Source organism: Sphingomonas elodea ATCC 31461, from assembly GCF_000226955.1.
Classification (GTDB): Bacteria; Pseudomonadota; Alphaproteobacteria; order Sphingomonadales; family Sphingomonadaceae; genus Sphingomonas; species Sphingomonas elodea.
On record NZ_AGFU01000047.1, the window covers coordinates 1 to 21,323 of the forward strand.

The following is a 21,323-nucleotide window of genomic DNA, read 5'->3' on the forward strand; positions in this document are numbered from 1 at the left end:
ACCCCGCCGTCGAGCGGGCCGTGGAACTCTCGGTCCGTCAGCAGGTAGACACGCTTTCGCGCGCGACCGACGCCGCGATCGGCGCCGCCGCGCGCGCCGCGGAACATCTCCGCGCCCAGATGGCGGCGATCGGCGATGCGATCAGTGCCGCCGAAGCGCGGATCGCCGAAGCGCAGGAAGCGCAGGAGCGGGCCGACAGCGACGGCTTCGCGCACCGCATGGCGCTGCTGATCGACGCCCTCCACTCCACCTCGATCGACATTGCCAAGACCTTCTCGACCGAGGTCACCGACGGCGCCTGGGCGGCCTATCTGAAGGGCGATCGCGGCGTGTTCACGCGCCGTGCCGTACGTCTGCTCGCCCCGCACGAGGCGCGCGAGATCCACCGGCTCTACGATCACGACGACGCCTTCCGGGAGAATGTGCTCCGCTACGTCCACGATTTCGAGACGATGCTTCGCCAGGTGCTGAGCCTGAGGGAAGGCAATACGCTCGCGGTGACCCTGCTGTCGTCCGACGCGGGCAAGCTCTATGTGGCGCTGGCACAGGCGATCGAGCGGCTGCGCAGCTGACCGGCTTGCGAAGCTCTACCGGGCGTCCTCCTCGCGAAAGCCGGGAGGACGCCTTGAGGGAGCCGGTCTCCGCCCCCTCCCGGCTCAGCTGAAGCTGAGCTCGGGCCGGCCATGCGGCACGATCGCGGTGCGCGCGGTCTTCACCGGCGCACCGGCCTCGCTCACCGAATCGACGGTGCGGAACTGCGCTCGCCACTGGTCGCGGGTCACCTCGCACAGCAGGTAGCCGCGGCGGTCGTTGACATATTTGAGATACGGATTGCGGGCGAGGATCCTGTCGCTGCCCGCGCGCAGGTCCGCACCGTCGCCGCCCGAGCTGATCGAGGTGGAGACGAACTCCACCGCCACCGCCTCGCCCTGCCCCGCCCTGGTCCGCAGCTCGCCGGCATAATTCTGGTGCTCGTCGCCGGTCAGCACCACGACATTGCCGTGCCCGGCGAAGCTGGCGAGCAGGCGTTCGCGCGGGCGATCATAGCCGGCCCAGCTGTCCATGTTGCGGATCGGCTCGGGCTCGTCGCCGGTGCGGCGATCGAGGGGCATCACCATCACCTGCTGGGCGATGGCGTTCCAGCGTGCCTTCCCCTCGGCCAGGTTGCGGCTCAGCCACGCTTCCTGCGGGCTGCCGAGCACCTGCGCATCGGCCGCATCCCAGCCGGCGCAGCGCGGCTTGAACCCGTCGTCGCAGGGCTGGTCGGTGCGGAACTGGCGGGTATCGAGCAGATGCAGGTCGAGCAGGTCGCCGAACCGCGCGCGGCGATAGGCCTGGATCGCGCCGCCCTTGGGAATCGCGCTGCTCCGCACCGGCATATGCTCGTACCAGGCCTGGAAGGCGGCGGCCCGGCGCAGCAGAAAGGCCTCGGGCGGGGTGCCGTTCTGATCGCGATCCGCGACCCAGTTGTTCTGCACCTCATGGTCGTCGAAGGTCGCATACCAGCCGGTGGCGGCGTGCGCGGCCTGGAGATCGGCATCGGTCTTGTACTGGGCGTAGCGGCGGCGATAGTCGTCGAGGCTGAACGGCTCCTCGCCTATATGCGCGCGGAGGAACTTGCGGGGATTGCCGTTGTAATCGAGCGCGACCGTGTTGCCGCGGCCCTCGTAGATGTAATCGCCATAGTGGAAGAGGAAGTCTGCTTCCTCCCGCGCGGCATGGGCATAGGCGGTATAGAGACCCTGTTCGTAATGCTGGCACCCCGCCACAAGGAAGCGCGCCTTGTCGATGGGGGTGCCTGCCGCCGGCAGCGTCTTCACCCGCCCCCGCACCGAACGCTCGCGTCCACAGGTGAAGCGATACCAATAGGGCCGGTCCGCCTGCAGCCCGGCTACCTCGACATGCACCGAATGGGCGAGTTCGGGCCGGGCCAGCGCCTCGCCCTTCGCGGCGATCGTCCTGAAGCCCGCATCGGCGGCCACCTCCCACTGCACCGGGATCGGCGCCATCGGCATCCCGCCATGCTGCTCCAGCGGCTCGGGCGCGAGCCTGGTCCACAGCACGAACCCGTCCGCAGAGGCATCGCCCGCGGCGACGCCGAGGCTGAACGGATAGGCCCGGAAAATCTGCTGCGCGCGCACCAGCGCCGGCGCGCCAAGCAGCAAGCCCGTGCCTGCCGCTCCCCACAGAAGCTCGCGTCGTGTGATCTCCATGGTGCGCTTCCCTTTCGCTTCAGCTGCTCCCGCTCGCCCGAATGGGAAGCGGCACGGCTCGATACCGCGCGATGGCGAAGGAAAATGACAAAATTGCGAAGTGTCAGCCGCTCGGCGGAAAATGCGGCGCCAGCACCGACACCTCGCGCGCGATCTCCCGGCGCAGGGAGGCGCGCATCAGCGCCGAGGCTCGAACATAGCTGGGCCAGTCCGCCACGACCTGGCGCAGCGTCCAGGTACCGATATGGCTGCTGGACGCCGCCCGTGATGCATTGGTTGCGTCGCGCAGCGCCTGCAGGGCGGGATCGTTGACCCCGGCGGCGAGCAGCCGCTCGCACAACAGGGCGATGTGCCGCCGCCGGCCGCTGCTGGCGCGTGTGAGGCGATACCGTACGGCCATCACCGCCTTTTCGTCGCACGTGGTAGCCTGGGTCAGCCGTTCGAGAGCGTTGAGCGCGGCGGACATCTCGGCGTGGTAGCGGCGAAGTTCTTCCATCCCGCTCTTATAGCGCCGGCGATCACCGCACACGCCAACAAAAACCGGCTTTTCTGGTGGTTAGCGCGTCCAATCGAGCATCTCGGCGGTCACCCAGCCGTTGACGTAGTTGAGGTAGAACGCCGCGAACAGCACCGCGGAGAGGACGGTGGTGCGCACCACGATCCGCTTCGGATCGAAGGCATGCGGCGCGCTCGGCGCCTGGCCGGGGACGAGGGGCGCGCCCGCCTCCTCGCTGGTCCGCACCCCGAAGGGCAGCACGAAGAACACCGACATCGCCCAGAAGAGCGTATAGATCGCGAGCGCCGACTGCCACTTCATGGGGGTGAGGTTACGCCTCGATCAGCAATACGTCCACTACCGGCTTCTTGCCGGTGAAGCGGACCGCGACGCGCCGCACCGCGAGGCGCAGCGACTCGCGCAGCTTCTCGCGATCGCGCCAATCCTTCTTCACCGCCTCGACGGCAGCATCGGCGGCGGCGTCGATCAGATCGTCGCGATCCTCCTCCACCGGCACGCCCTGCACGCGGATCTGCGGGGCCCCGAGCAGCTTGCCCTTGCGGTCGATCGCCACCGCGACCGACATCTGGCCGTAGAGCGCGATCCGCCGACGTTCGCCCATGGTGGTGCCATCGGCGGGCAGGATCACGTCGCCGTCGAGCACCAGCCGGCCCACCGGCGCATGGCCGATCTTGGCCGGGCCGTTCGGCGCGAGGCGGATGATCTCGCCATTCTGCTGCTTCACCGCCTTGGGCACGCCTTCCGAGAGCGCGAAGCGGGCCTGTTCGTGCATGTGGCGGATCTCGCCGTGCACCGGCACGATGATCTCGGGCCGGATCCACTTGTACATCGCGGCCAGTTCGGGCCGCCCCGGATGGCCGGAGACGTGGACGAAGGCCTGGCGATCGGTGATGATGTCGACGCCCTTGTCGGCCAGCGTGTTCATGATCTTGCCGATCGCGATCTCGTTGCCCGGAATCTGGCGTGAGGAGAACACCACCAGGTCGCCCTGGTGGAGCTTCAGCACATGGCTTCCCTCGGCGATGCGGTTGAGCGCCGCGCGCGGCTCGCCCTGGCCGCCGGTGGCGACGATCAGCACGCGCGAGGCGGGCAGCGTCATCGCCTTGTCGAAATCGATCAGCTCGGGGAAGTCGCGCAGATAGCCGGTTGCCTTGGCAACGCGGATGATCCGGTCGAGCGAACGGCCCGCCACGCACAGCTCGCGGCCCGTGTCGCGGGCGACCTCGCCCAGCGTCTGCAGCCGCGCCGCGTTGGACGCGAAGGTGGTGACGAGCACCCGGCCCTTGGCCCCGGCGATCACCTCGTCCAGGCCCTTGCGGACCTCGGCTTCGGAGCCCGAGGCTTCGGGATTGAACACGTTGGTCGAATCGCAGACCAGTGCGAGCACGCCGGTGTCGCCGATCGCGGTCAGTTCCTCGGCGGTCGCCGAACCGCCCAGCGACGGCGCATCGTCGAGCTTCCAGTCGCCGGTGTGGAACACCTTGCCATAGGGCGTTTCGATCAGCACCGCATTGCCTTCGGGGATCGAGTGGGCGAGCGGCGTGTAGGTGATCGTGAACGGGCCGATGTCGAACGGGCCCTCTTCCTTCACAACGTTCAGCTCGACGCGGTCGTCGATGCCTTCCTCGGCGAGCTTGCCGTGGATCAGGCCCGCGGTGAACGGCGTGGCATAGAGCGGCACGCCCAGATCGGCGGCGAGATAGGGCAGCGCGCCGATATGGTCCTCATGCCCGTGCGTCAGCACGATGCCGAGCAGGTCGTCCACCCGGTCTTCGATGAACTGGAGGTCGGGCAGGATCACGTCGATGCCCGGATAGCTGGCGTCGCCGAAGGTGATGCCGCAATCGACCATCAGCCACTTGCCGTCGCAGCCATAGAGATTGACGTTCATGCCAATCTCGCCCGAGCCGCCAAGGGCAAGGAAGAGCAGTTCGTTTCTTGGAGTCACTTAATTTCCTTGCTGGCTGCGTTCCCACAGCATCGCCAAGCCCTGGATGGTGAGGTCGGGCTCGATCGTATCGAAGACAGATGTATGCTTTTCGAAAAGAATCGCCAGCCCACCCGTCGCAATAACCTTGAGCGGGCGGCCCACCTGCGCCTTGAGCCGCGCGACCAGCCCCTCGATCATCGCCACATAGCCCCAATAGATGCCGATATGCATCTGATCGACGGTGTTGCGGCCGATCACGCTGGCGGTTTCCGGTGCGGAAATCGCGATGCGGGGAAGCTTGGCGGCGGCGGTCACCAGCGCGTCGAGCGACAGGTTGATGCCCGGCGCGATGATCCCGCCCTTATAGGCCCCGCGATAGTCGACCACGTCGAAGGTCGCCGCCGTGCCGAAGTCGATGATGATCAGATCGCCTTCGTGGCGCGCATGGCCGGCGAGCACGTTGAGCGCACGATCGGCGCCGAGATTCTGCGGCTCGTCCACGTCGAGCGCGAAGCCCCACTCGGCGCTGCCCTTGCCGGCGATCACCGCCTCGGTGTTGAAATATTTGCTGGCGAGCACTTCCAGATTGTGAAGCGCGCGCGGCACCACCGTGCCGACGATCACCCCGCTCACCGCCGCGCGATCAAAGCCCTCCAGCGCCAGCAGTTGGCTGAGCCACACCGCATATTCGTCGGCGGTCCGCCGCGGATCGGTGGCGATGCGCCAGCGGGCGCGGATCTCGCCGCCGTCCACCAGCGCGAACACGACATTGGTATTGCCGGCGTCGATCGCGAGCAGCATCGCCCTTCCCTCTTCCCTTGTTACAGCAGGAACACGTCGCCCGCGTGAATGGCACGGGTCGTGCCGTCGGCCAAGCGCAGGATCAGCGCGCCGCTCGAATCCAGCCCGCCGAACAGGCCGTCGAAGCTGCTGCCATCGGACAGGCGCGCGGTGAGCGCGGTGCCCTCGGGATGCGCCTTGGCCAGCCAGCGCTCGCGCACCGGGTACATGCCCTCGCCCCGCCAGCGCTCCAGCCAGCGGCCGAAGCTCTCGGCGAGCACCTCCGCGAAGATGTCGGGGGCGATGGTCACGCCCTGCGCGGCCAGACTGGTCGCCGCGCGGTCCAGCCCCTCGGGCGCCGCTGCCAAGTTGACGCCGATGCCGACCGCGATCGCATCCCCGGCCCGCTCGAGCAGGATGCCGGAGAGCTTGGCGCCCTCGACCAGCAGGTCGTTGGGCCATTTGAGCATCGGCGACACACCGAACGCCCGCACCGCTTCTTCGAGCGCGACGGCCGACAGCAGCGCCAGCGTCGCCGGCGAAGGATCGGTCGGCCGCACCCGGACCAGCGTAGAGATGTAGAGATTGCCCGCAGGCGAGACCCAGGCGCGCCCTTGCCGGCCCTTGCCGGCGGTCTGGCGTTCGGCCCGGAGCCACAGCCCTTCCCCGGCGCCCGTAAGCGCCAGGGAAAGGATGTCGGCATTGGTCGATCCCGTCTCGGCGACGGTCCGGATCACAGCTGTCAGAACAGCGCCTTCGCCGCGACCAGCGACCAGGTGCCCAGCGCACCGAACGCCAGCCAGCCGATCGGCGAAATCACGACGGCGCTGATCGCGATCAGGCCGCCTTCGACGAGGTCGGTCTTGCCCGCAAAAGCCGGCGCCGGCTCGTCGAAGTACATCGTCTTGACGATCTTGAGGTAATAGAAGGCACCGATCGTCGAGGCCGCAGCACCCACCGCCGCGAAGATCCAGAGGCCCGAATGGACCGCTGCCATGAACACGCCAAGCTTGGCGAAGAAGCCGAGCAGCGGCGGAATGCCGGCAAGGCTGAACATGAAGATCGCCAGCGCCGCCGCCAGGCCCGGACGGGTGCGCGACATGCCCGAGAGGCTGGCGATCGTCTCGACCTGCTCGCCATCCTGCCCACGCATCTGCAGCACCACCAGGAAGCTGCCGATCGTCATGATGACGTAGATCGCCATGTAGACGAGCACGCTGGCCACGCCTTCCTCGCCACCGGCCGCAAGGCCGATCAGCGCGAAGCCGACATTGTTGATCGACGAGTACGCAAGCAGGCGCTTGATGTTGGTCTGGCCGATCGCCGCCACCGCACCGAAGATGATCGAGGCGAGCGAAGCGAAGATCACGATCTGGCGCCATTCGAAGATCGCCGGGCCCATCGCGTCGATCGCGACGCGCACCGCCATCGCCACTGCGGCCACCTTGGGGGCAGAGGCGAAATAGGCGGTGACCGGGGTCGGCGCGCCTTCGTACACGTCCGGCGTCCACATGTGGAACGGCACGGCCGAGATCTTGAACGCCATGCCCGCGAACACGAACACCAGACCGAACAGCAGGCCGGTATGCTGCGGCGAGGCGAGGCCGGCGTGATAGGCGCCCGCAATGCCCTCGAACAGCGTGGTGCCGGCGAAGCCGTACACAAGGCTGATGCCGTAGAGCAGGATGCCAGAGGCCAGCGCGCCCAGCACGAAATACTTCAGACCGGCTTCGGCCGAGCGCGTATCGCGCCGCATGAAGCTGGCGAGAATGTACGCCGAAAGGCTCTGTAGCTCGAGACCGACATAGAGGCTCAGCAGGTCGCCCGCCGAGACCATCATGCCCATGCCGATGGTCGCAAGCAGGATCAGCACCGGATATTCCGGGCGCAGATCGTCGCCCGAGGTGCGCTGGAAGAAGCCCGGCGCAACGAGGATCGACACCGCGGCGGCGACATAGATCGCAACCTTGGCGAAGGCCGAGAATGCATCGGCATGATAGAGGCCACCGAACGCGACGCCGCCCGTGGAGGACGGACCGGTGAGCGCGATGCCGGCGCCAGCGAGCAGCGCCACCGAGGCCCAGCTCACCAGCTTGGTGGATGCCTGGCCACCCCAGGCAGCCACCAGCATCAGGACGATGGAGCCGACCGCGAGCACCAGCTCGGGCAGCGTCATGAGGAGTTGCATGGAATAGGACATCAGTGCGCCCCCTCGTGCGCGGAGGCTTCATGGGCGGGTGCCGCCTGCGGCGAACCCGGCGTGGGCTTGGAGTCGCTGATCGACAGGGTGTGCGCGGCGCTGTCGAGGCGCTGCGTCAGCCGTGCGACATCGGCGTGCATCGGCGCGGTGAAGCTGGTCGGGTACACACCCATCCACAGCACCACGGCAGCCAGTGCTACCAGCATCGCCACTTCGCGACCGTCGAGGTCCGGCATCGCCTTCACATCGTCCTTGGTCAGGTCGCCCCACACCACCCGACGGAACAGGTAGAGCATATAGGCGGCGCCGAGGATGATACCCGTGGTGCCGATCAGCGCGGTCCAGGTCGAGACCTGGTACACGCCGGCGAGGCTGAAGAATTCGCCGACGAAGTTGCTGGTGCCCGGCAGGCCGATCGAGGCCATGGTGAACAGCAGGAACAGCACGGCGTAGCGCGGCATGTTGATCGCCAGGCCGCCGTAGCGGTCGATCTCGCGGGTGTGGAGGCGATCATAGATGATGCCGACGCACAGGAACAGCGCGCCCGAGACCACGCCGTGGCCCAGCATCACCATCATCGCACCGTCGATGCCGTTCGCGTTGAAGGCGAACAGACCCATGGTGACGATCGCCATGTGCGCGACCGACGAATAGGCGATCAGCTTCTTCATGTCGCTCTGCACGAGCGCGACGAGCGAGGTGTAGACCACCGCCACGCAGGACAGGCCGAAGACGACCCACATGAACTGCACCGACGCGACCGGGAACATCGGCAGCGAGAAGCGCAGGAAGCCATAGCCGCCGAGCTTCAGCAGCACGCCCGCCAGGATCACCGAGCCAGCGGTCGGCGCCTGCACGTGCGCGTCGGGCAGCCAAGTGTGGACCGGCCACATCGGCATCTTCACCGCGAACGAGGCGAAGAAGGCCAGCCATAGCCAAGTCTGCCAGTTGGCCGGGAAGTCGTGCGCCATCAGCACCGGGATCGAGGTGGTGCCGGTGTTCAGCACCATGAAGATCATGGCGACGAGCATCAGCAGCGAGCCTAGCAGCGTGTAGAGGAAGAACTTGTACGACGCGTAGATGCGGTTCACGCCGCCCCAGATGCCGATGATCAGGTACATCGGGATCAGGCCACCTTCGAAGAAGATGTAGAACAGGAACAGGTCCTGCGCGGCGAAGGTGCCGATCATCAGCACTTCGGTCGCAAGGAACGCCGCCATGTACTCCGGCACGCGCTTGGTGACCGAGAGCCAGCTGGCGCCGATGCAGATCGGCATCAGGAACAGCGAGAGTTCGATCAGCAGGAAGGCGAAGCCGTCGATGCCGAGCGCCCACTTGAAGTCGACGCCACCAAGGCTGAACAGCACATGCTGCTCGACGAACTGCCACTGTGGGGCACCGTCGCCATGCTGGAACTGCGTCCAGAGGAAAACGCCGAGGCCCAGGTTGACGAGCGTCGCGAGGAGCGCCGTCCAGCGAGCGCCCTGGGCGCCCACGAAGAGGCAGAGCACCGCGGCAACCGCGGGGATCGCGAGCAGGACGGAAAGGATCGGAAAGCCGGTCATTTTTCCATCACCCCGCAATGACCCAGGTGAGCGCGGCCGTGAGCCCGATCAGCATGACGAAGGCATAGGTGTAGAGATACCCCGATTGCAGCTTGACGGCGCCTACGCTGCCGATCTGCACCAAGCGCGCTGCGCCATTGGGGCCGAACCGGTCGATCGTCTGCTCGTCGCCACGCTTCCAGAACAGCCGCCCGATGGCGAATGCGGGACGCACGAAGAGCAGGTTGTAGAGCTCGTCGAAATACCACTTGTTGAGCAGGAACAGATACAGCGGACGCACCTGCTCGGCGAAGGCCGCCGGGAAGCCCGGCGAAACGATATACGCGAACACCGCGGTGCCCAGGCCCAGCAGCATCGCCACCGTGGCCGAGAGCTTCACCCACACCGGCACCTCGTGCATCGCGTGCATCAGGTGCTCGTTGAAGGCCAGCGCGCCGTGCCAATAGGTCTCGCCCGCGGTCGGTTCGATGAACGCGCCGTGGAAGACGAAGCCGGCGAGCACTGCGCCGATCGACAGCAGGATCAGAGGAATCAGCATGACCAGCGGGCTCTCGTGCGGGTGGTACCCTGCCGTGCCGTCGCCGTGATCGTGCGCATGGTGATCGTCGTGACCCTGCGCGGCGTGCGCGAGCGCATGATCGTCATGACCATGATCGTCGTGACCATGGCCATGCGCATCGTGCACCGCGTGCTGGATATGCTCGGAAGCGGCCCAGCGCGGCTTGCCGTGGAAGGTGAGGAACACCACGCGCCACGAGTAGAAGCTCGTCAGCAGCGCGACGACCACGCCGACCCAGAACACGCCGGTGTTACCCGACGCGAAGGCCGCCTCGATGATCGCGTCCTTCGAGTGGAAGCCAGCAAAGCCGAACGCCACCGGATTGCCGAACAGCGCGGGGATGCCGACGCCGGTGATCGCGAGCGTACCCGCCATCATCGCCGTGTAGGTCAGCGGGATCTTCTTCCAGAGGCCGCCATAATAGCGCATGTCCTGCTCATGGTGCATCGCATGGATCACCGAGCCGGCGCCGAGGAACAGCAGCGCCTTGAAGAAGGCGTGCGTGAACAGGTGGAACATCGCCGCGCCATACGCGCCGACGCCTGCGGCGAAGAACATGTAGCCGAGCTGCGAACAGGTCGAATAGGCGATCACGCGCTTAATGTCGGTCTGCGTCGTGCCGACGGTGGCGGCGAAGAAGCAGGTGGCCGCGCCGATCACCATCACGACGTGCATCGCGACCGCGCTCTGTTCGAACAGCGGCGACATGCGGCAGACCATGAACACGCCCGCGGTCACCATGGTGGCGGCGTGGATCAGCGCCGACACCGGGGTCGGGCCTTCCATCGCGTCCGGCAACCAGGTGTGCAGGCCGAGCTGGGCCGACTTGCCCATCGCGCCGACGAACAGCAGCAGGCAGAGCACGGTGATCGTATCGAAGCGGTGGCCGAGGAAGCCGATCGTCGAACCGGCATGGTTCGGCGCCGCCACCAGGATCGTCGGAATGTCGACGGTGCCGAACACCAGGAACACGCCGAAGATGCCGAGCATGAAGCCGAGGTCGCCGACGCGGTTGACCACGAAGGCCTTGATCGCGGCGGCATTGGCGCTGGGCTTGCGGAACCAGAAGCCGATCAGCAGGTAGGACGCGAGGCCCACGCCTTCCCAGCCGAAGAACATCTGCACCAGGTTGTTCGCGGTCACGAGCATCAGCATCGCGAAGGTGAACAGCGAGAGATAGGCGAAGAAACGCGGCTGGTCCGGCTCCTCGCTCATATAGCCCCAGCTATAAAGGTGGACGAGCGCCGAGACGCTGGTGACCACCACGAGCATCACCGCGGTCAGCGCGTCGACGCGCAGTTCCCAGGCGAAGCTCATCGTGCCCGAGGTCATCCAGTGCAGCACCGGGGTGACGCTCGGCGCGGCCGAACCGCTCAGGTACGAGAGGAAGATCGGCCAGGACAGGCCGCACGCCACGAACAGCGAGCCCGTGGTGAGGATCTTGGGCAGCGCGGCGCCGAACGACTTGTTCACGAGCCCCGCAACGGCTGCCGCGAGGAGCGGCAGGAATACGATGATCAGAATGGACGACATCAGCCCTTCATCCGATTGACGTCGTCGACCGAAATCGTGCCGCGACCGCGGAAATAGATGACCAGGATGGCAAGGCCGATCGCGGCCTCACCGGCAGCGACGGTCAGCACGAACATCGCGAACACCTGGCCCACCAGGTCGTGCAGGAACGACGAGAAGGCGACGAAATTGAGGTTCACGCTGAGCAGGATGAGCTCGATCGCCATCAGGATGACGATCAGGTTCTTCCGGTTCATGAAGATGCCGAGCACCCCCATGGTGAACAGGATCGCCGAGACGACCAGATAATGGGTTAGCGAGATCACAGCTCCATCCCCTGCCCGACCGCCGGGTTCATGTTACGGGTGGCATCCTTGGCGCGGCGGGCGTTCTGGCGCGCAATGTTCTGCGGCCGCACGTCGCTGCGCTTGCGGTAGGTCAGCACGATCGCGCCGATCATCGCGACGAGCAGCACCAAGCCGGCGCCCTCGAACACGAACAGGTAGCGCGTGTAGAGCAGCGCGCCGATCGCCTCGATGTTCGGCACGCCGTCCGCAACCGGGGCGACGCGACGACCCAGCGCCAGCGTGCCGGCGCTCCACGCACCGACCGCGACGATGATCTCAGCGACCAACGCCAGCGCCAGCAAGAGGCCGACGGCGGCATACTTCATCACGCCGGCGCGCAGTTCGGTGAAGTCGATGTCGAGCATCATGACGACGAACAGGAAGAGCACCGCGACCGCGCCGACATAAACGATCACCAGCAGCATGGCGATAAATTCGGCGCCCACGAGCACCATCAGGCCCGCGGCGTTGAAGAACGCCAGGATGAGCCAGAGGACGGAATGTACCGGGTTACGCGACAGGATCGTGGCTGCGCCGGAGACGCACACGATGGTCGCGAACAGGTAAAAGGCGAGAAGCTGGATCACGGAATCGGATGGCCCCTTTGAATGGTGCGGCGCTTAACGGTACGGCGCGTCGGCGGCAAGGTTCGCCGCAATCGCGCGTTCCCAGCGATCGCCGTTCGCGAGCAGCTTATCCTTTTGATAAATCAGCTCTTCACGCGTTTCGGTGGAAAATTCGAAATTCGGCCCCTCGACGATCGCATCGACCGGGCACGCTTCCTGGCACAGGCCGCAGTAAATGCACTTGGTCATGTCGATGTCGTAACGCGTCGTGCGGCGGCTGCCGTCGTCGCGCGGTTCGGCCTCGATCGTGATCGCCAGCGCCGGGCACACCGCCTCGCACAGCTTGCACGCGATGCAACGCTCTTCCCCATTGGGATAGCGGCGCAGCGCATGCTCGCCGCGGAAGCGGGGCGAGAGCGGGTTCTTCTCGTACGGATAGTTGATCGTCGCCTTGGGCTTGAAGAAATACTTCAAGGTCAGGGCATGCGCCTTCACGAACTCCCACAGAGTCCAGGTGCGGACGAAACTTGCGACGCTCATGCGGGCACTCCAACCCGGGTCAGCATGAGGTACCCGGAAACGAGGAAGACGAAGAGAAGCGACAGCGGCAGGAAGATCTTCCAGCCCAGGCGCATCAGCTGGTCATAGCGATAGCGCGGGACGGTGGCCTTCACCCAGCTGAAGCAGAAGAAGAAGAACAGCATCTTGGCGAACAGCCAGAGGATGCCCGGTACCGCGTAGAGCGGCGCCCAGTCGAACGGCGGGAGATAGCCGCCCCAGAACAGCGTGGCGTTGAGCGCGCACATCAGAATGACGTTGGCATATTCGCCGAGCCAGTAGAGCGCGAAGGCCATCGACGAATATTCGGTCTGATAGCCGGCGACCAGCTCCGACTCCGCTTCGGTCAGATCGAACGGCGCGCGCTGCGTCTCGGCGAGCGACGAGATGAAGAACACGATCGCCATCGGGAAGAGCAGCGGATTGACGAAGTTGCCGTTGACGAAGCCGTAATAGCCCTTCTGCGCCTCGACGATGGTGCCAAGGTTGAAGGTACCTGCCCAGAGCACGACCGAGATCAGCACGAAGCCGATCGAGACTTCGTAGCTCACCATCTGCGCCGCCGCGCGGATCGCCGAGTAGAAAGGATATTTCGAGTTGGACGACCAGCCGGCGAGGATGATGCCGTACACGCCCAGCGACGAGGCTGCGAGCACGTAGAGCAGGCCGACGTTGATGTTGGACAGCGCGACGCCCGCCTGGAACGGAACCACCGCCCACACGATCAGCGCGACCGTGAAGGTGATGATCGGCGCGAGCAGGAACAGGCCCTTGTTCGCGCCCGAGGGCACGATGGTTTCCTGCAGGAACACCTTGAGGCCGTCGGCGAAGGACTGGAGCAGGCCGAGCGGACCGACGACGTTCGGACCGCGGCGCAGCGCCATCGCCGCCCAGATCTTGCGATCGGCATAGATGATCATGGCGACGGCCAGCATCACCGGCAGCGCGATGACGAGGATGTCGATGACCGTGGCGACGGTCCAGGCCAGCTCGAAGGGGAAGCCGAGATAAGTGAACCAGGAAGTCATTGCGGGCACCTTTGTGCTCCTGCGGAAGCAGGAGCCCAGGGTTGGAGAGCGAGATGCGTGGGGCTCTGGGCTCCTGCTTTCGCAGGAGCACGGCTCTGCAGGCTGATCACTCGGCCGCCTCCGCAAACGCTTCGCCATGGAGCAGTTCGGCCGAGCAGCGCTGCATCGTCGGCGACGCACGGCAGATGGCGTTGGTGAGATAGAAGTCGGCAACCGGATAGGTCACCGGACCCGAAGCCTGGGCCGCCAGCGACGGCGGGTTCCATGCGAATTCGGCCAGACCTTCCTGGCCGAGCGCCGGAACCTCGCTCGCCATCGCGGCGCGCAGCTCGTCGAAGCTGTCGAACGGCAGCGTGCGGCCGAGCTTTTCGGAGAGCGCCCGCAGGATCGTCCAGTCCTCGCGCGCCTCGCCCGGTGCGAACACCGCGCGGTCGGCGCGCTGCACGCGGCCTTCGAGGTTCACATAGGTGCCCGGCTTCTCGGCATAGGTGGCGCCCGGCAGGATCACATCGGCATGATGCGCGCCCTGGTCGCCGTGGTGGCCGATATAGACCTTGAAGCTATTGGTAAACTTCGAGAAGTCCACCTCGTCGGCGCCCAGGAAGAAGGCGAGCTTCGGCGATGCCGCGACGATGTCGGCAATGCCGCCCTTCTGCGCATAGCCGAGCATCAGCCCCGCCATCCGCGCCGCCGCGGTGTGGACGACGTTGAAGCCGTTCCACGCTGCTTCGGTTTCGGTCGCAGCGCGCTGGAACGCACCGGCGATCGCGAGCGCGGCGCCATGGCCGTTCTTGAGCGCGCCCGGGCCGAGGATCAGCGCGGGCTTCTTGGCATTGTCGATCGCCTGAGCGAGGTTCTCCGGCAGGCTGTTGAGCAGCCCCAGATCGTCGCCCAGCCACTCGACCTTGTAGGTGAGATCCACCTGCGGCCCTATTGCGAACACCTTGGCGCCGCGCTTGATCGCCTTGCGCACGCGGGTGTTCACCAGCGGCGCTTCCCAGCGCAGGTTGGTGCCGACCAGCAGGATCGCATCGGCGTCTTCGAGCGCCGCGATGGTGGTGTTGAACGCCACTGCCGAGAGGCTCGACGTGTCATAGGCCATGCCGGTCTGGCGGCCTTCGAGCAGGTCCGAACCGAACGCCTTCACCAGCGCCTTGGCGGCATACATGGTCTCAGCATCGAGCAGGTCGCCGGCGATCGCCGCGACGCTCGAACCGGCATTGGCGGCCACGCCCGCAATCGCGTCGAACGCCTCTTCCCAGCTCGCCGGGACCAGCTTGCCATGCTTGCGGACGAACGGGCGGTCGAGACGGCGGCGGACCAGCGCGTCGACATGGTAGCGGGTCTTGTCGTGCGCCCACTCCTCGTTCACGTCCTCGTTGATGCGCGGCAGGACACGCATCACCTGACGGCCGCGGCTGTCGAGGCGGATGTTGGTGCCGACCGCGTCCATCACGTCGATCGACAGGTTCCGCTTGAGCTCCCAGGGGCGATACTCGAACGCGACCGGCTTGTGGGTCAGCGCGCCGACCGGGCACAGGTCCGCGACATTGCCCGACAGCTCGCTCTTGAACGCCTTTTCGAGATAGGTCGTGATCTGCATGTTCTCGCCGCGATAGATCGCGCCGATATCCTCCACGCCGGCCACTTCCTCGCCGAAGCGGACGCAGCGGGTGCACTGGATGCAGCGGGTCATCACCGTCTTGATGATGGGACCCATATACTTCTCGGTCACCGCGCGCTTGTTCTCGGTGTAGCGCGAGCTACCGCGACCATAGGCGACCGACTGGTCCTGCAGGTCGCACTCGCCGCCCTGATCGCAGATCGGGCAATCGAGCGGGTGGTTGATCAGCAGGAATTCCATCACGCCTTCGCGCGCGGCCTTCACCATCGGGCTGTCGGTGCGGACTTCCTGGTTGTCGGCGGCCGGCAGCGCGCACGAAGCCTGGGGCTTGGGCGGTCCGGGCTTCACCTCGACCAGGCACATGCGGCAATTGCCGGCGATGCTCAGCCGTTCATGATAGCAGAAACGCGGAATCTCCTTGCCCGCGGCCTCGCAGGCCTGGAGCACGGTGGCGCCCTGCGGCACCTCGACTTCGATTCCGTCAACCTTGAGCTTGGGCATTACTCTGCCGCCTCTTGCATGGTTTCAATGCCGCCCGACTTGCGCTCGGTGATCCGGCGCTCGATCTCGGGGCGGAAATGGCGGATCAGGCCCTGGATCGGCCAGGCGGCCGCGTCGCCCAGGGCGCAGATGGTGTGGCCTTCGACCTGCTTGGTCACCTGCTGCAGCGTGTCGATCTCGCTGATGTCGGCGTCGCCGGTGCGCAGCCGCTCCATCACGCGCCACATCCAGCCGGTGCCTTCGCGGCACGGGGTGCACTGGCCGCAGCTCTCATGCTTGTAGAAGTAGGAGAGCCGGCTGATCGCGCGGACGATGTCGGTCGACTTGTCCATCACGATCACGGCGGCGGTGCCGAGGCCCGAGCCGAGCGCGCGCAGACCGTCGAAGTCCATCGGACAGTCCATGATCTGGGCTGCCGGCACCAGCGGCACCGACGAACCGCCCGGGATCACCGCGAGCAGATTGTCCCAGCCGCCGCGAATGCCGCCGCAATGCTTCTCGATCAGCTCGCGGAACGGGATCGACATGGCCTCTTCGACCACGCACGGCTTGTTCACATGGCCCGAGATCTGGAAGAGCTTGGTGCCCTTGTTGTTCTCGTTGCCGAAGCTGGCGAACCATTCGGGGCCGCGGCGCAGGATCGTCGGGGCGACCGCGATCGACTCGACATTGTTGACCGTGGTCGGGCAGCCATAAAGGCCCGCACCCGCCGGGAACGGCGGCTTAAGCCGCGGCTGGCCCTTCTTGCCTTCCAGGCTCTCGATCATCGCGGTCTCTTCGCCGCAGATATACGCGCCGGCGCCGCGATGGACGAAGACGTCGAAGTCATAGCCCGAACCGCAGGCATTCTTGCCCAGCAGGCCGGCAGCATAGGCCTCGGCGACGGCCGCGAACAGCGTCTCGGCCTCGCGGATATATTCGCCGCGAATGTAGATGTACGCCGCACGCGCCCGCATCGCGAAGCCCGCGACCAGCGCGCCTTCGATCAGCAGGTGCGGATCGTGGCGGATGATCTCGCGGTCCTTGCACGAGCCCGGCTCGGACTCGTCGGCATTGATGACGAGGAAGCTCGGACGCTCGGGCGTCGGGTTCTTCGGCATGAAGCTCCACTTCATGCCCGTCGGGAAGCCGGCGCCGCCACGCCCGCGCAGGCCCGAGGCCTTGATGCGGTCGATGATCGTGTCCGGCCCCAGATCGAGCAGCGCCTTCGTGTTGTCCCACGCCCCGCGCGCCCGCGCGGCATCGAGGTGCCACGACTGGTAGCCGTAGAGATTGGTGAAGATGCGGTCCTTGTCTTGAAGCACCTTAGCGTCCCTTCCCGACCAGCTTCTGTACGAACAGATAGAAGACTACGGCCAGACCGATCAGGATCAGCGTCCCGATCAAGTTAAATGCAAGCTTGAGCACCCAGCCGAGCACGACGATGCCGCCGATGATGGCCAGGATGGTTACGATGAGGCTGTTGCCCCCCATCACCATTCGCCCCGATAGTCATGGTTCTCATGGACCATCGCGGTGAGCGTCGTCGGTCCACCCAGCGGCTCGACCGTGTGGCGGCCCGGCTCCTGCGTGCCGGTCTTGGGGCTCTCGCCCTTGGCCAGCGCGTCGAGGATCGCCAGCGTGCGATCATAGTCGAGATCTTCGAAATTGTCGTCGTTGATCTGCACCATCGGCGCCGACGCGCAATTGCCCATGCACTCCACCTCGGTGAGCGTGAACAGCCCGTCCGCGGTGGTGTGCCCCTTCTTGAGCCCGCGCGACTTGCACGCGGCCATCACGTCGTCGCTCCCACGCAGCATGCACGGCGTCGTGCCGCAGACCTGCACATGGTAGCGGCCGACCGGCACCAGGTTGAACATGGTGTAGAAGGTCGCGACCTCGAACACGCGGATATAGGGCATGTCCAGTTCGCGGGCGATGAACTCGATCACCGGAACCGGGAGCCAGCCCTGGGTGTTCGTCTCGGCACCCACCTGGCGCTGCGCCAGGTCGAGGAACGGGATGGTGCACGACATCTGGCGACCCGCCGGATAGCGCGCCATGATCTCGCGCGCCTTCTCGGCATTGGCCGGCGTCCAGGCGAAATTGCCCCAGCGCGCGCGGACTTCCGCTTCGTCGGGGAGTTGGGGTGCGTCAGCCATTAGCGGATAAACTCCACCCGATCGACCTTGTCGTCGGAGAACGTATAAATGGACATCACCTCGAAGGGCTCGGCCTCGGGCGAGCGCGACACCTTCTCGTGCAGCACGACGGTCTCGCCGAGCGCATAGCAGGCGAGGATGTCGGCGCGGTTGTGTGGAAACTCGGCGAACATCGCCTTGAGCCCCGAACGCACGCCTTCGCGGCCCTCGCGCAGCACGGCGCCGCGATAGGTCGCCTCGCAGGCGCCGTCGGTCATCAGTTCGACATAGCCGTCGGCATCCTGCGCATTGTAGCGCGCGATCATTGCATGCGTGGTGGCGATACGATCCGTGCTCACCGGTCGCACTCCCCGAACACGATGTCCATCGCGCCCAGAATGGCGGTGATGTCGGCGAGCATGTGCCCCTTGGACATGAAGTCCATCGCCTGGAGGTGGCTGAACGCGGTCGGGCGCACCTTGCAGCGATACGGCTTGTTGGTGCCGTCCGAGACCAGGTACACGCCGAACTCGCCCTTGGGGCTCTCGGTCGCGACATACACTTCGCCCGCGGGCACGTGATAGCCTTCGGTGAACAGCTTGAAGTGATGGATCAGCGCTTCCATCGACTGCTTCATCTCGCCGCGCTTGGGCGCACCGACCTTGCGGTCGAGGGTCAGGACCGGGCCTTCCGGCATGTCCTGGATGCACTGCTTGATGATGCGGGCCGACTGGTAGACTTCCTCGACGCGGACCATGAAGCGATCATAGCAGTCGCCGCGGGTACCGACCGGAATCTCGAAGTCGACGCGGTCGTACACGTCGTACGGCTGCGCGCGGCGGATGTCCCAGGGGATGCCGGCGGCGCGGATCATCGGGCCGGAGAAGCCCCACTTGATCGCGTCCTCGCGGCTCACCGTCGCGATGTCGACGTTGCGCTGCTTGAAGATTCGGTTCTCGGCGACCAGGCTGATCGCGTCGCCGAACAGCTGCGGCAGACGCGTGTCGAGCCATTCCGCAATGTCGTTCAGCAGCTTGACCGGCACGTCCTGGCGAACCCCGCCGACGCGGTAATAGTTCGAGTGCATGCGCGCACCAGACGCCCGCTCGAAGAAGTTCAGGCAGTCCTCGCGGATCTCGAACATCCACAGGTTCGGCGTCATCGCGCCGACGTCCATGACGTGCGAACCCAGGTTCAGCATGTGGTTGCAAATGCGAGTCAGCTCGGCGAACAGCACGCGCAGATACTGGCCGCGCAGCGGCACCTCGAGATCGAGCAGCTTCTCGACCGCGAGCACATAGCTGTGCTCCATCGCCAGCGGCGAGCAGTAATCGAAGCGATCGAAGTACGGCAGCGCCTGGGTGTAGGTCTTGTACTCGATCAGCTTCTCGGTGCCGCGGTGGAGCAGGCCGACATGCGGATCGATGCGCTCGATGATCTCGCCGTCCAGTTCGGTGACGAGACGGAGCACGCCGTGCGCCGCGGGATGCTGCGGGCCGAAGTTGATCGTGTAGTTCGCGATCGAGGTATCGCCCGTCGCCGGGTCGATCTCGCGCTCCGGAATCTTGACTGCGGTATCGGTCATCACTTCTGCCCCTCGCCCTTGGGTGCGGGCACATCCGCATCCTTGGGCTTTTCGCCGGGCTGGTTGCCCGGATGCGGCTGACCGGCCCCGGTCTGGGCCGTGTTCTCGCTGGTCTTCGCGTCCTTGACCGGCGGTGTCGGCACCGGCGCGGCGGGCGCCTTCTCGTCACCCGGAAGGACGTACTTGGCGCCTTCCCACGGGCTCATGAAGTCGAAGCTGCGGAAATCCTGTGCCAGGCTGACCGGCTCATACACGACGCGTTTCGCCTCTTCCGAATAGCGCACCTCGACATACCCGGTCATCGGGAAGTCCTTGCGCAGCGGATGGCCCTGGAAGCCGTAATCGGTCAGGATGCGGCGGAGGTCGTCATTGCCCTCGAACAGCACGCCGTACATGTCGTACGTTTCGCGCTCGAGCCAGCCGGCGACCGGCCAGATGCCCGTCACGCTCGGCACCGGCTTTTCCTCGTCGGTGGTGACCCGAACACGAATGCGGTGGTTCCGGGTGAACGACAGCAGCTGGTAGACGACGTCGAAGCGCTCCGCGCGCTCCGGATAGTCGACACCAGCGATCTCGCTGAGCTGCTGATATTCCAGGCCCGGCGTGTCGCGCAGCGCGAGCATCGCGTCGCACAGCTTCTCGCGGACGACGGTAAGCGACACCTCGCCCACGGCGTCCTTCGCCTCGACCAGCAGGTCACCGAGCGCGGCCTTCGCCGCGTCGATCACGCCGTCATTGGCGGCATAGCGGGGAGCAGGCGCCTTCACCGGTCCAGGCTCCCGATGCGGCGGATCTTCCGCTGCAGCTGCATGATGCCATAGAGCAGCGCCTCGGCGGTCGGCGGGCAGCCGGGGACGTAGATGTCCACGGGCACCACGCGATCGCAGCCGCGAACGACGCTGTAGCTATAGTGGTAATAGCCGCCGCCATTGGCGCAACTGCCCATCGAAATCACGTATTTCGGTTCCGACATCTGGTCATAGACCCGGCGGAGCGCCGGCGCCATCTTGTTGCACAGTGTGCCCGCGACGATCATCACGTCGGACTGACGCGGGGAGGCGCGCGGGGCGGCGCCGAACCGCTCCATGTCGTAGCGCGGCATGTTGACGTGGATCATCTCCACCGCGCAGCACGCCAGGCCGAAGGTCATCCACCACAGCGAGCCGGTACGGGCCCACTGGAACAGCTCCTCGGTGGAGGTGACGAGAAAGCCCTTGTCGGCGATCTCGGCATTGATGTCATTCAGGAAGCCGACGTCCGGGAGCGTCCCGGCCGGGGGCGGCGCCGAAAGCTCTACTCCCATTCCAGGGCTCCCTTCTTCCAGGCATAGATTAGACCGAGCAGCAGCTCGGCGACGAAGATCATCATCGAGAACCAGGCAACCCAGCCCAGCTTGAACACGCTCACCGCCCAGGGATACAGGAAGGCAGCTTCCAGATCGAACACGATGAACAGGATCGCGACGAGGTAGAATCGCACGTCGAACTGGCTGCGCGAATCCTCGAAGGCGGGGAAGCCGCACTCATATTCGGTGAGCTTTTCCGGCGTCGGCTTGTTCGTGCCGGTCAGGCGCGACACGAGCATCGGCAGGAACACGAACGTGCCCGAGAGCAACAGGGCAATCCCGAGGAATATCAGGATCGGCAGATATTGTGACAGGTCGACCAATGGCCTTCTCTTCTCGCGAATGCGGAATCTTGGGGGGGCTTCTAGGACCA

The 21,323-nt window shown here is 65.8% G+C and carries 22 protein-coding genes and 1 pseudogene; 1 reads left to right on the top strand and 22 read right to left on the bottom strand.

What is annotated here, in order from left to right; genetic code table 11:
- A pseudogene (locus KK7_RS20675) lies at positions 1-572 on the top strand (hypothetical protein); the annotation flags it as partial.
- Between the two features lie 84 nt (positions 573-656).
- On the opposite strand, the gene KK7_RS0113285 reads toward KK7_RS20675, so the two are convergent.
- The 22 genes from KK7_RS0113285 to KK7_RS0113390 form a co-directional block, all read right to left on the bottom strand.
- The gene (locus tag KK7_RS0113285) at positions 657-2,213 is read right to left on the bottom strand and encodes an alkaline phosphatase D family protein (RefSeq protein WP_010545132.1); all 1,557 of its coding nucleotides are present in this window, start codon (positions 2,211-2,213) and stop codon (positions 657-659) included.
- Positions 2,214-2,316: 103 nt separating this feature from the next.
- Complete coding sequence (locus KK7_RS0113290) at positions 2,317-2,709, bottom strand: hypothetical protein (RefSeq protein WP_010545133.1); 393 nt, start codon at positions 2,707-2,709, stop codon at positions 2,317-2,319.
- A gap of 60 nt (positions 2,710-2,769) precedes the next feature.
- Positions 2,770-3,030, bottom strand: a complete 261-nt coding sequence (locus KK7_RS0113295; protein WP_010545134.1) for a DUF1467 family protein — start codon at positions 3,028-3,030, stop codon at positions 2,770-2,772.
- Positions 3,031-3,040: 10 nt separating this feature from the next.
- Entirely contained in the window at positions 3,041-4,678 is a 1,638-nt protein-coding gene (locus tag KK7_RS0113300; protein ID WP_010545135.1) for a ribonuclease J, read from the bottom strand.
- A complete protein-coding gene (locus KK7_RS0113305; RefSeq protein ID WP_010545136.1) occupies positions 4,679-5,461 on the bottom strand; it encodes a type III pantothenate kinase in 783 nt (260 codons plus the stop codon).
- Between the two features lie 20 nt (positions 5,462-5,481).
- On the bottom strand, positions 5,482-6,177 hold the full coding sequence (locus KK7_RS0113310; protein ID WP_010545137.1) for a biotin--[acetyl-CoA-carboxylase] ligase: 696 nt from the start codon (positions 6,175-6,177) through the stop codon (positions 5,482-5,484).
- Between the two features lie 5 nt (positions 6,178-6,182).
- Positions 6,183-7,640, bottom strand: coding sequence for an NADH-quinone oxidoreductase subunit NuoN (gene nuoN, locus KK7_RS0113315; protein WP_010545138.1), 1,458 nt, complete (start codon positions 7,638-7,640; stop codon positions 6,183-6,185).
- Positions 7,640-9,205 (bottom strand): NADH-quinone oxidoreductase subunit M, encoded by a 1,566-nt coding sequence (locus tag KK7_RS0113320; RefSeq protein ID WP_010545139.1) that lies wholly within the window; start codon positions 9,203-9,205, stop codon positions 7,640-7,642. The genes nuoN and KK7_RS0113320 overlap by 1 nt, the downstream gene beginning before the upstream one ends.
- A gap of 7 nt (positions 9,206-9,212) precedes the next feature.
- Complete coding sequence (nuoL, locus tag KK7_RS0113325; RefSeq protein WP_010545140.1) at positions 9,213-11,297, bottom strand: NADH-quinone oxidoreductase subunit L; 2,085 nt, start codon at positions 11,295-11,297, stop codon at positions 9,213-9,215.
- Entirely contained in the window at positions 11,297-11,602 is a 306-nt protein-coding gene (gene nuoK / locus KK7_RS0113330) for an NADH-quinone oxidoreductase subunit NuoK (protein WP_010545141.1), read from the bottom strand. Before nuoK ends, nuoL begins: the two co-directional genes overlap by 1 nt.
- Entirely contained in the window at positions 11,599-12,210 is a 612-nt protein-coding gene (locus KK7_RS0113335) for an NADH-quinone oxidoreductase subunit J (RefSeq protein WP_010545142.1), read from the bottom strand. Before KK7_RS0113335 ends, nuoK begins: the two co-directional genes overlap by 4 nt.
- 33 nt (positions 12,211-12,243) lie before the next feature.
- Positions 12,244-12,729, bottom strand: coding sequence for an NADH-quinone oxidoreductase subunit NuoI (gene nuoI, locus KK7_RS0113340; protein WP_010545143.1), 486 nt, complete (start codon positions 12,727-12,729; stop codon positions 12,244-12,246).
- Positions 12,726-13,775 (bottom strand): NADH-quinone oxidoreductase subunit NuoH, encoded by a 1,050-nt coding sequence (gene nuoH, locus KK7_RS0113345; protein WP_010545144.1) that lies wholly within the window; start codon positions 13,773-13,775, stop codon positions 12,726-12,728. The genes nuoI and nuoH overlap by 4 nt, the downstream gene beginning before the upstream one ends.
- Positions 13,776-13,881: 106 nt before the next feature.
- Positions 13,882-15,900, bottom strand: a complete 2,019-nt coding sequence (gene nuoG, locus KK7_RS0113350) for an NADH-quinone oxidoreductase subunit NuoG (protein WP_010545145.1) — start codon at positions 15,898-15,900, stop codon at positions 13,882-13,884.
- Positions 15,900-17,204, bottom strand: a complete 1,305-nt coding sequence (gene nuoF / locus KK7_RS0113355) for an NADH-quinone oxidoreductase subunit NuoF (RefSeq protein ID WP_010545146.1) — start codon at positions 17,202-17,204, stop codon at positions 15,900-15,902. Before nuoF ends, nuoG begins: the two co-directional genes overlap by 1 nt.
- A 1-nt stretch (position 17,205) precedes the next feature.
- Complete coding sequence (locus KK7_RS22945; protein WP_158000009.1) at positions 17,206-17,373, bottom strand: hypothetical protein; 168 nt, start codon at positions 17,371-17,373, stop codon at positions 17,206-17,208.
- Positions 17,373-18,041, bottom strand: a complete 669-nt coding sequence (locus KK7_RS0113365; protein ID WP_010545147.1) for a complex I 24 kDa subunit family protein — start codon at positions 18,039-18,041, stop codon at positions 17,373-17,375. Before KK7_RS0113365 ends, KK7_RS22945 begins: the two co-directional genes overlap by 1 nt.
- Positions 18,041-18,379, bottom strand: coding sequence for a nuclear transport factor 2 family protein (locus tag KK7_RS0113370; protein ID WP_010545148.1), 339 nt, complete (start codon positions 18,377-18,379; stop codon positions 18,041-18,043). The genes KK7_RS0113365 and KK7_RS0113370 overlap by 1 nt, the downstream gene beginning before the upstream one ends.
- Positions 18,376-19,605, bottom strand: a complete 1,230-nt coding sequence (locus KK7_RS0113375) for an NADH-quinone oxidoreductase subunit D (RefSeq protein WP_010545149.1) — start codon at positions 19,603-19,605, stop codon at positions 18,376-18,378. The genes KK7_RS0113370 and KK7_RS0113375 overlap by 4 nt, the downstream gene beginning before the upstream one ends.
- The gene (locus KK7_RS0113380) at positions 19,605-20,372 is read right to left on the bottom strand and encodes an NADH-quinone oxidoreductase subunit C (protein ID WP_010545150.1); all 768 of its coding nucleotides are present in this window, start codon (positions 20,370-20,372) and stop codon (positions 19,605-19,607) included. Before KK7_RS0113380 ends, KK7_RS0113375 begins: the two co-directional genes overlap by 1 nt.
- A complete protein-coding gene (locus KK7_RS0113385) occupies positions 20,369-20,908 on the bottom strand; it encodes a NuoB/complex I 20 kDa subunit family protein (protein WP_010545151.1) in 540 nt (179 codons plus the stop codon). The genes KK7_RS0113380 and KK7_RS0113385 overlap by 4 nt, the downstream gene beginning before the upstream one ends.
- Complete coding sequence (locus KK7_RS0113390) at positions 20,899-21,273, bottom strand: NADH-quinone oxidoreductase subunit A (RefSeq protein ID WP_010545152.1); 375 nt, start codon at positions 21,271-21,273, stop codon at positions 20,899-20,901. The genes KK7_RS0113385 and KK7_RS0113390 overlap by 10 nt, the downstream gene beginning before the upstream one ends.
- Positions 21,274-21,323 lie beyond the last annotated feature (50 nt).

Coding starts and splice junctions, on each gene's coding strand:
- KK7_RS0113285 (WP_010545132.1), bottom strand. CDS start 2,213: ATGGAGATCACACGACGCGAGCTTCTGTGGGGAGCGGCAGGCACGGGC.
- KK7_RS0113290 (WP_010545133.1), bottom strand. CDS start 2,709: ATGGAAGAACTTCGCCGCTACCACGCCGAGATGTCCGCCGCGCTCAAC.
- KK7_RS0113295 (WP_010545134.1), bottom strand. CDS start 3,030: ATGAAGTGGCAGTCGGCGCTCGCGATCTATACGCTCTTCTGGGCGATG.
- KK7_RS0113305 (WP_010545136.1), bottom strand. CDS start 5,461: ATGCTGCTCGCGATCGACGCCGGCAATACCAATGTCGTGTTCGCGCTG.
- nuoN (WP_010545138.1), bottom strand. CDS start 7,640: ATGTCCTATTCCATGCAACTCCTCATGACGCTGCCCGAGCTGGTGCTC.
- KK7_RS0113320 (WP_010545139.1), bottom strand. CDS start 9,205: ATGACCGGCTTTCCGATCCTTTCCGTCCTGCTCGCGATCCCCGCGGTT.
- nuoL (WP_010545140.1), bottom strand. CDS start 11,297: ATGTCGTCCATTCTGATCATCGTATTCCTGCCGCTCCTCGCGGCAGCC.
- nuoI (WP_010545143.1), bottom strand. CDS start 12,729: ATGAGCGTCGCAAGTTTCGTCCGCACCTGGACTCTGTGGGAGTTCGTG.
- nuoH (WP_010545144.1), bottom strand. CDS start 13,775: ATGACTTCCTGGTTCACTTATCTCGGCTTCCCCTTCGAGCTGGCCTGG.
- nuoG (WP_010545145.1), bottom strand. CDS start 15,900: ATGCCCAAGCTCAAGGTTGACGGAATCGAAGTCGAGGTGCCGCAGGGC.
- KK7_RS22945 (WP_158000009.1), bottom strand. CDS start 17,373: ATGGGGGGCAACAGCCTCATCGTAACCATCCTGGCCATCATCGGCGGC.
- KK7_RS0113365 (WP_010545147.1), bottom strand. CDS start 18,041: ATGGCTGACGCACCCCAACTCCCCGACGAAGCGGAAGTCCGCGCGCGC.
- KK7_RS0113375 (WP_010545149.1), bottom strand. CDS start 19,605: ATGACCGATACCGCAGTCAAGATTCCGGAGCGCGAGATCGACCCGGCG.
- KK7_RS0113385 (WP_010545151.1), bottom strand. CDS start 20,908: ATGGGAGTAGAGCTTTCGGCGCCGCCCCCGGCCGGGACGCTCCCGGAC.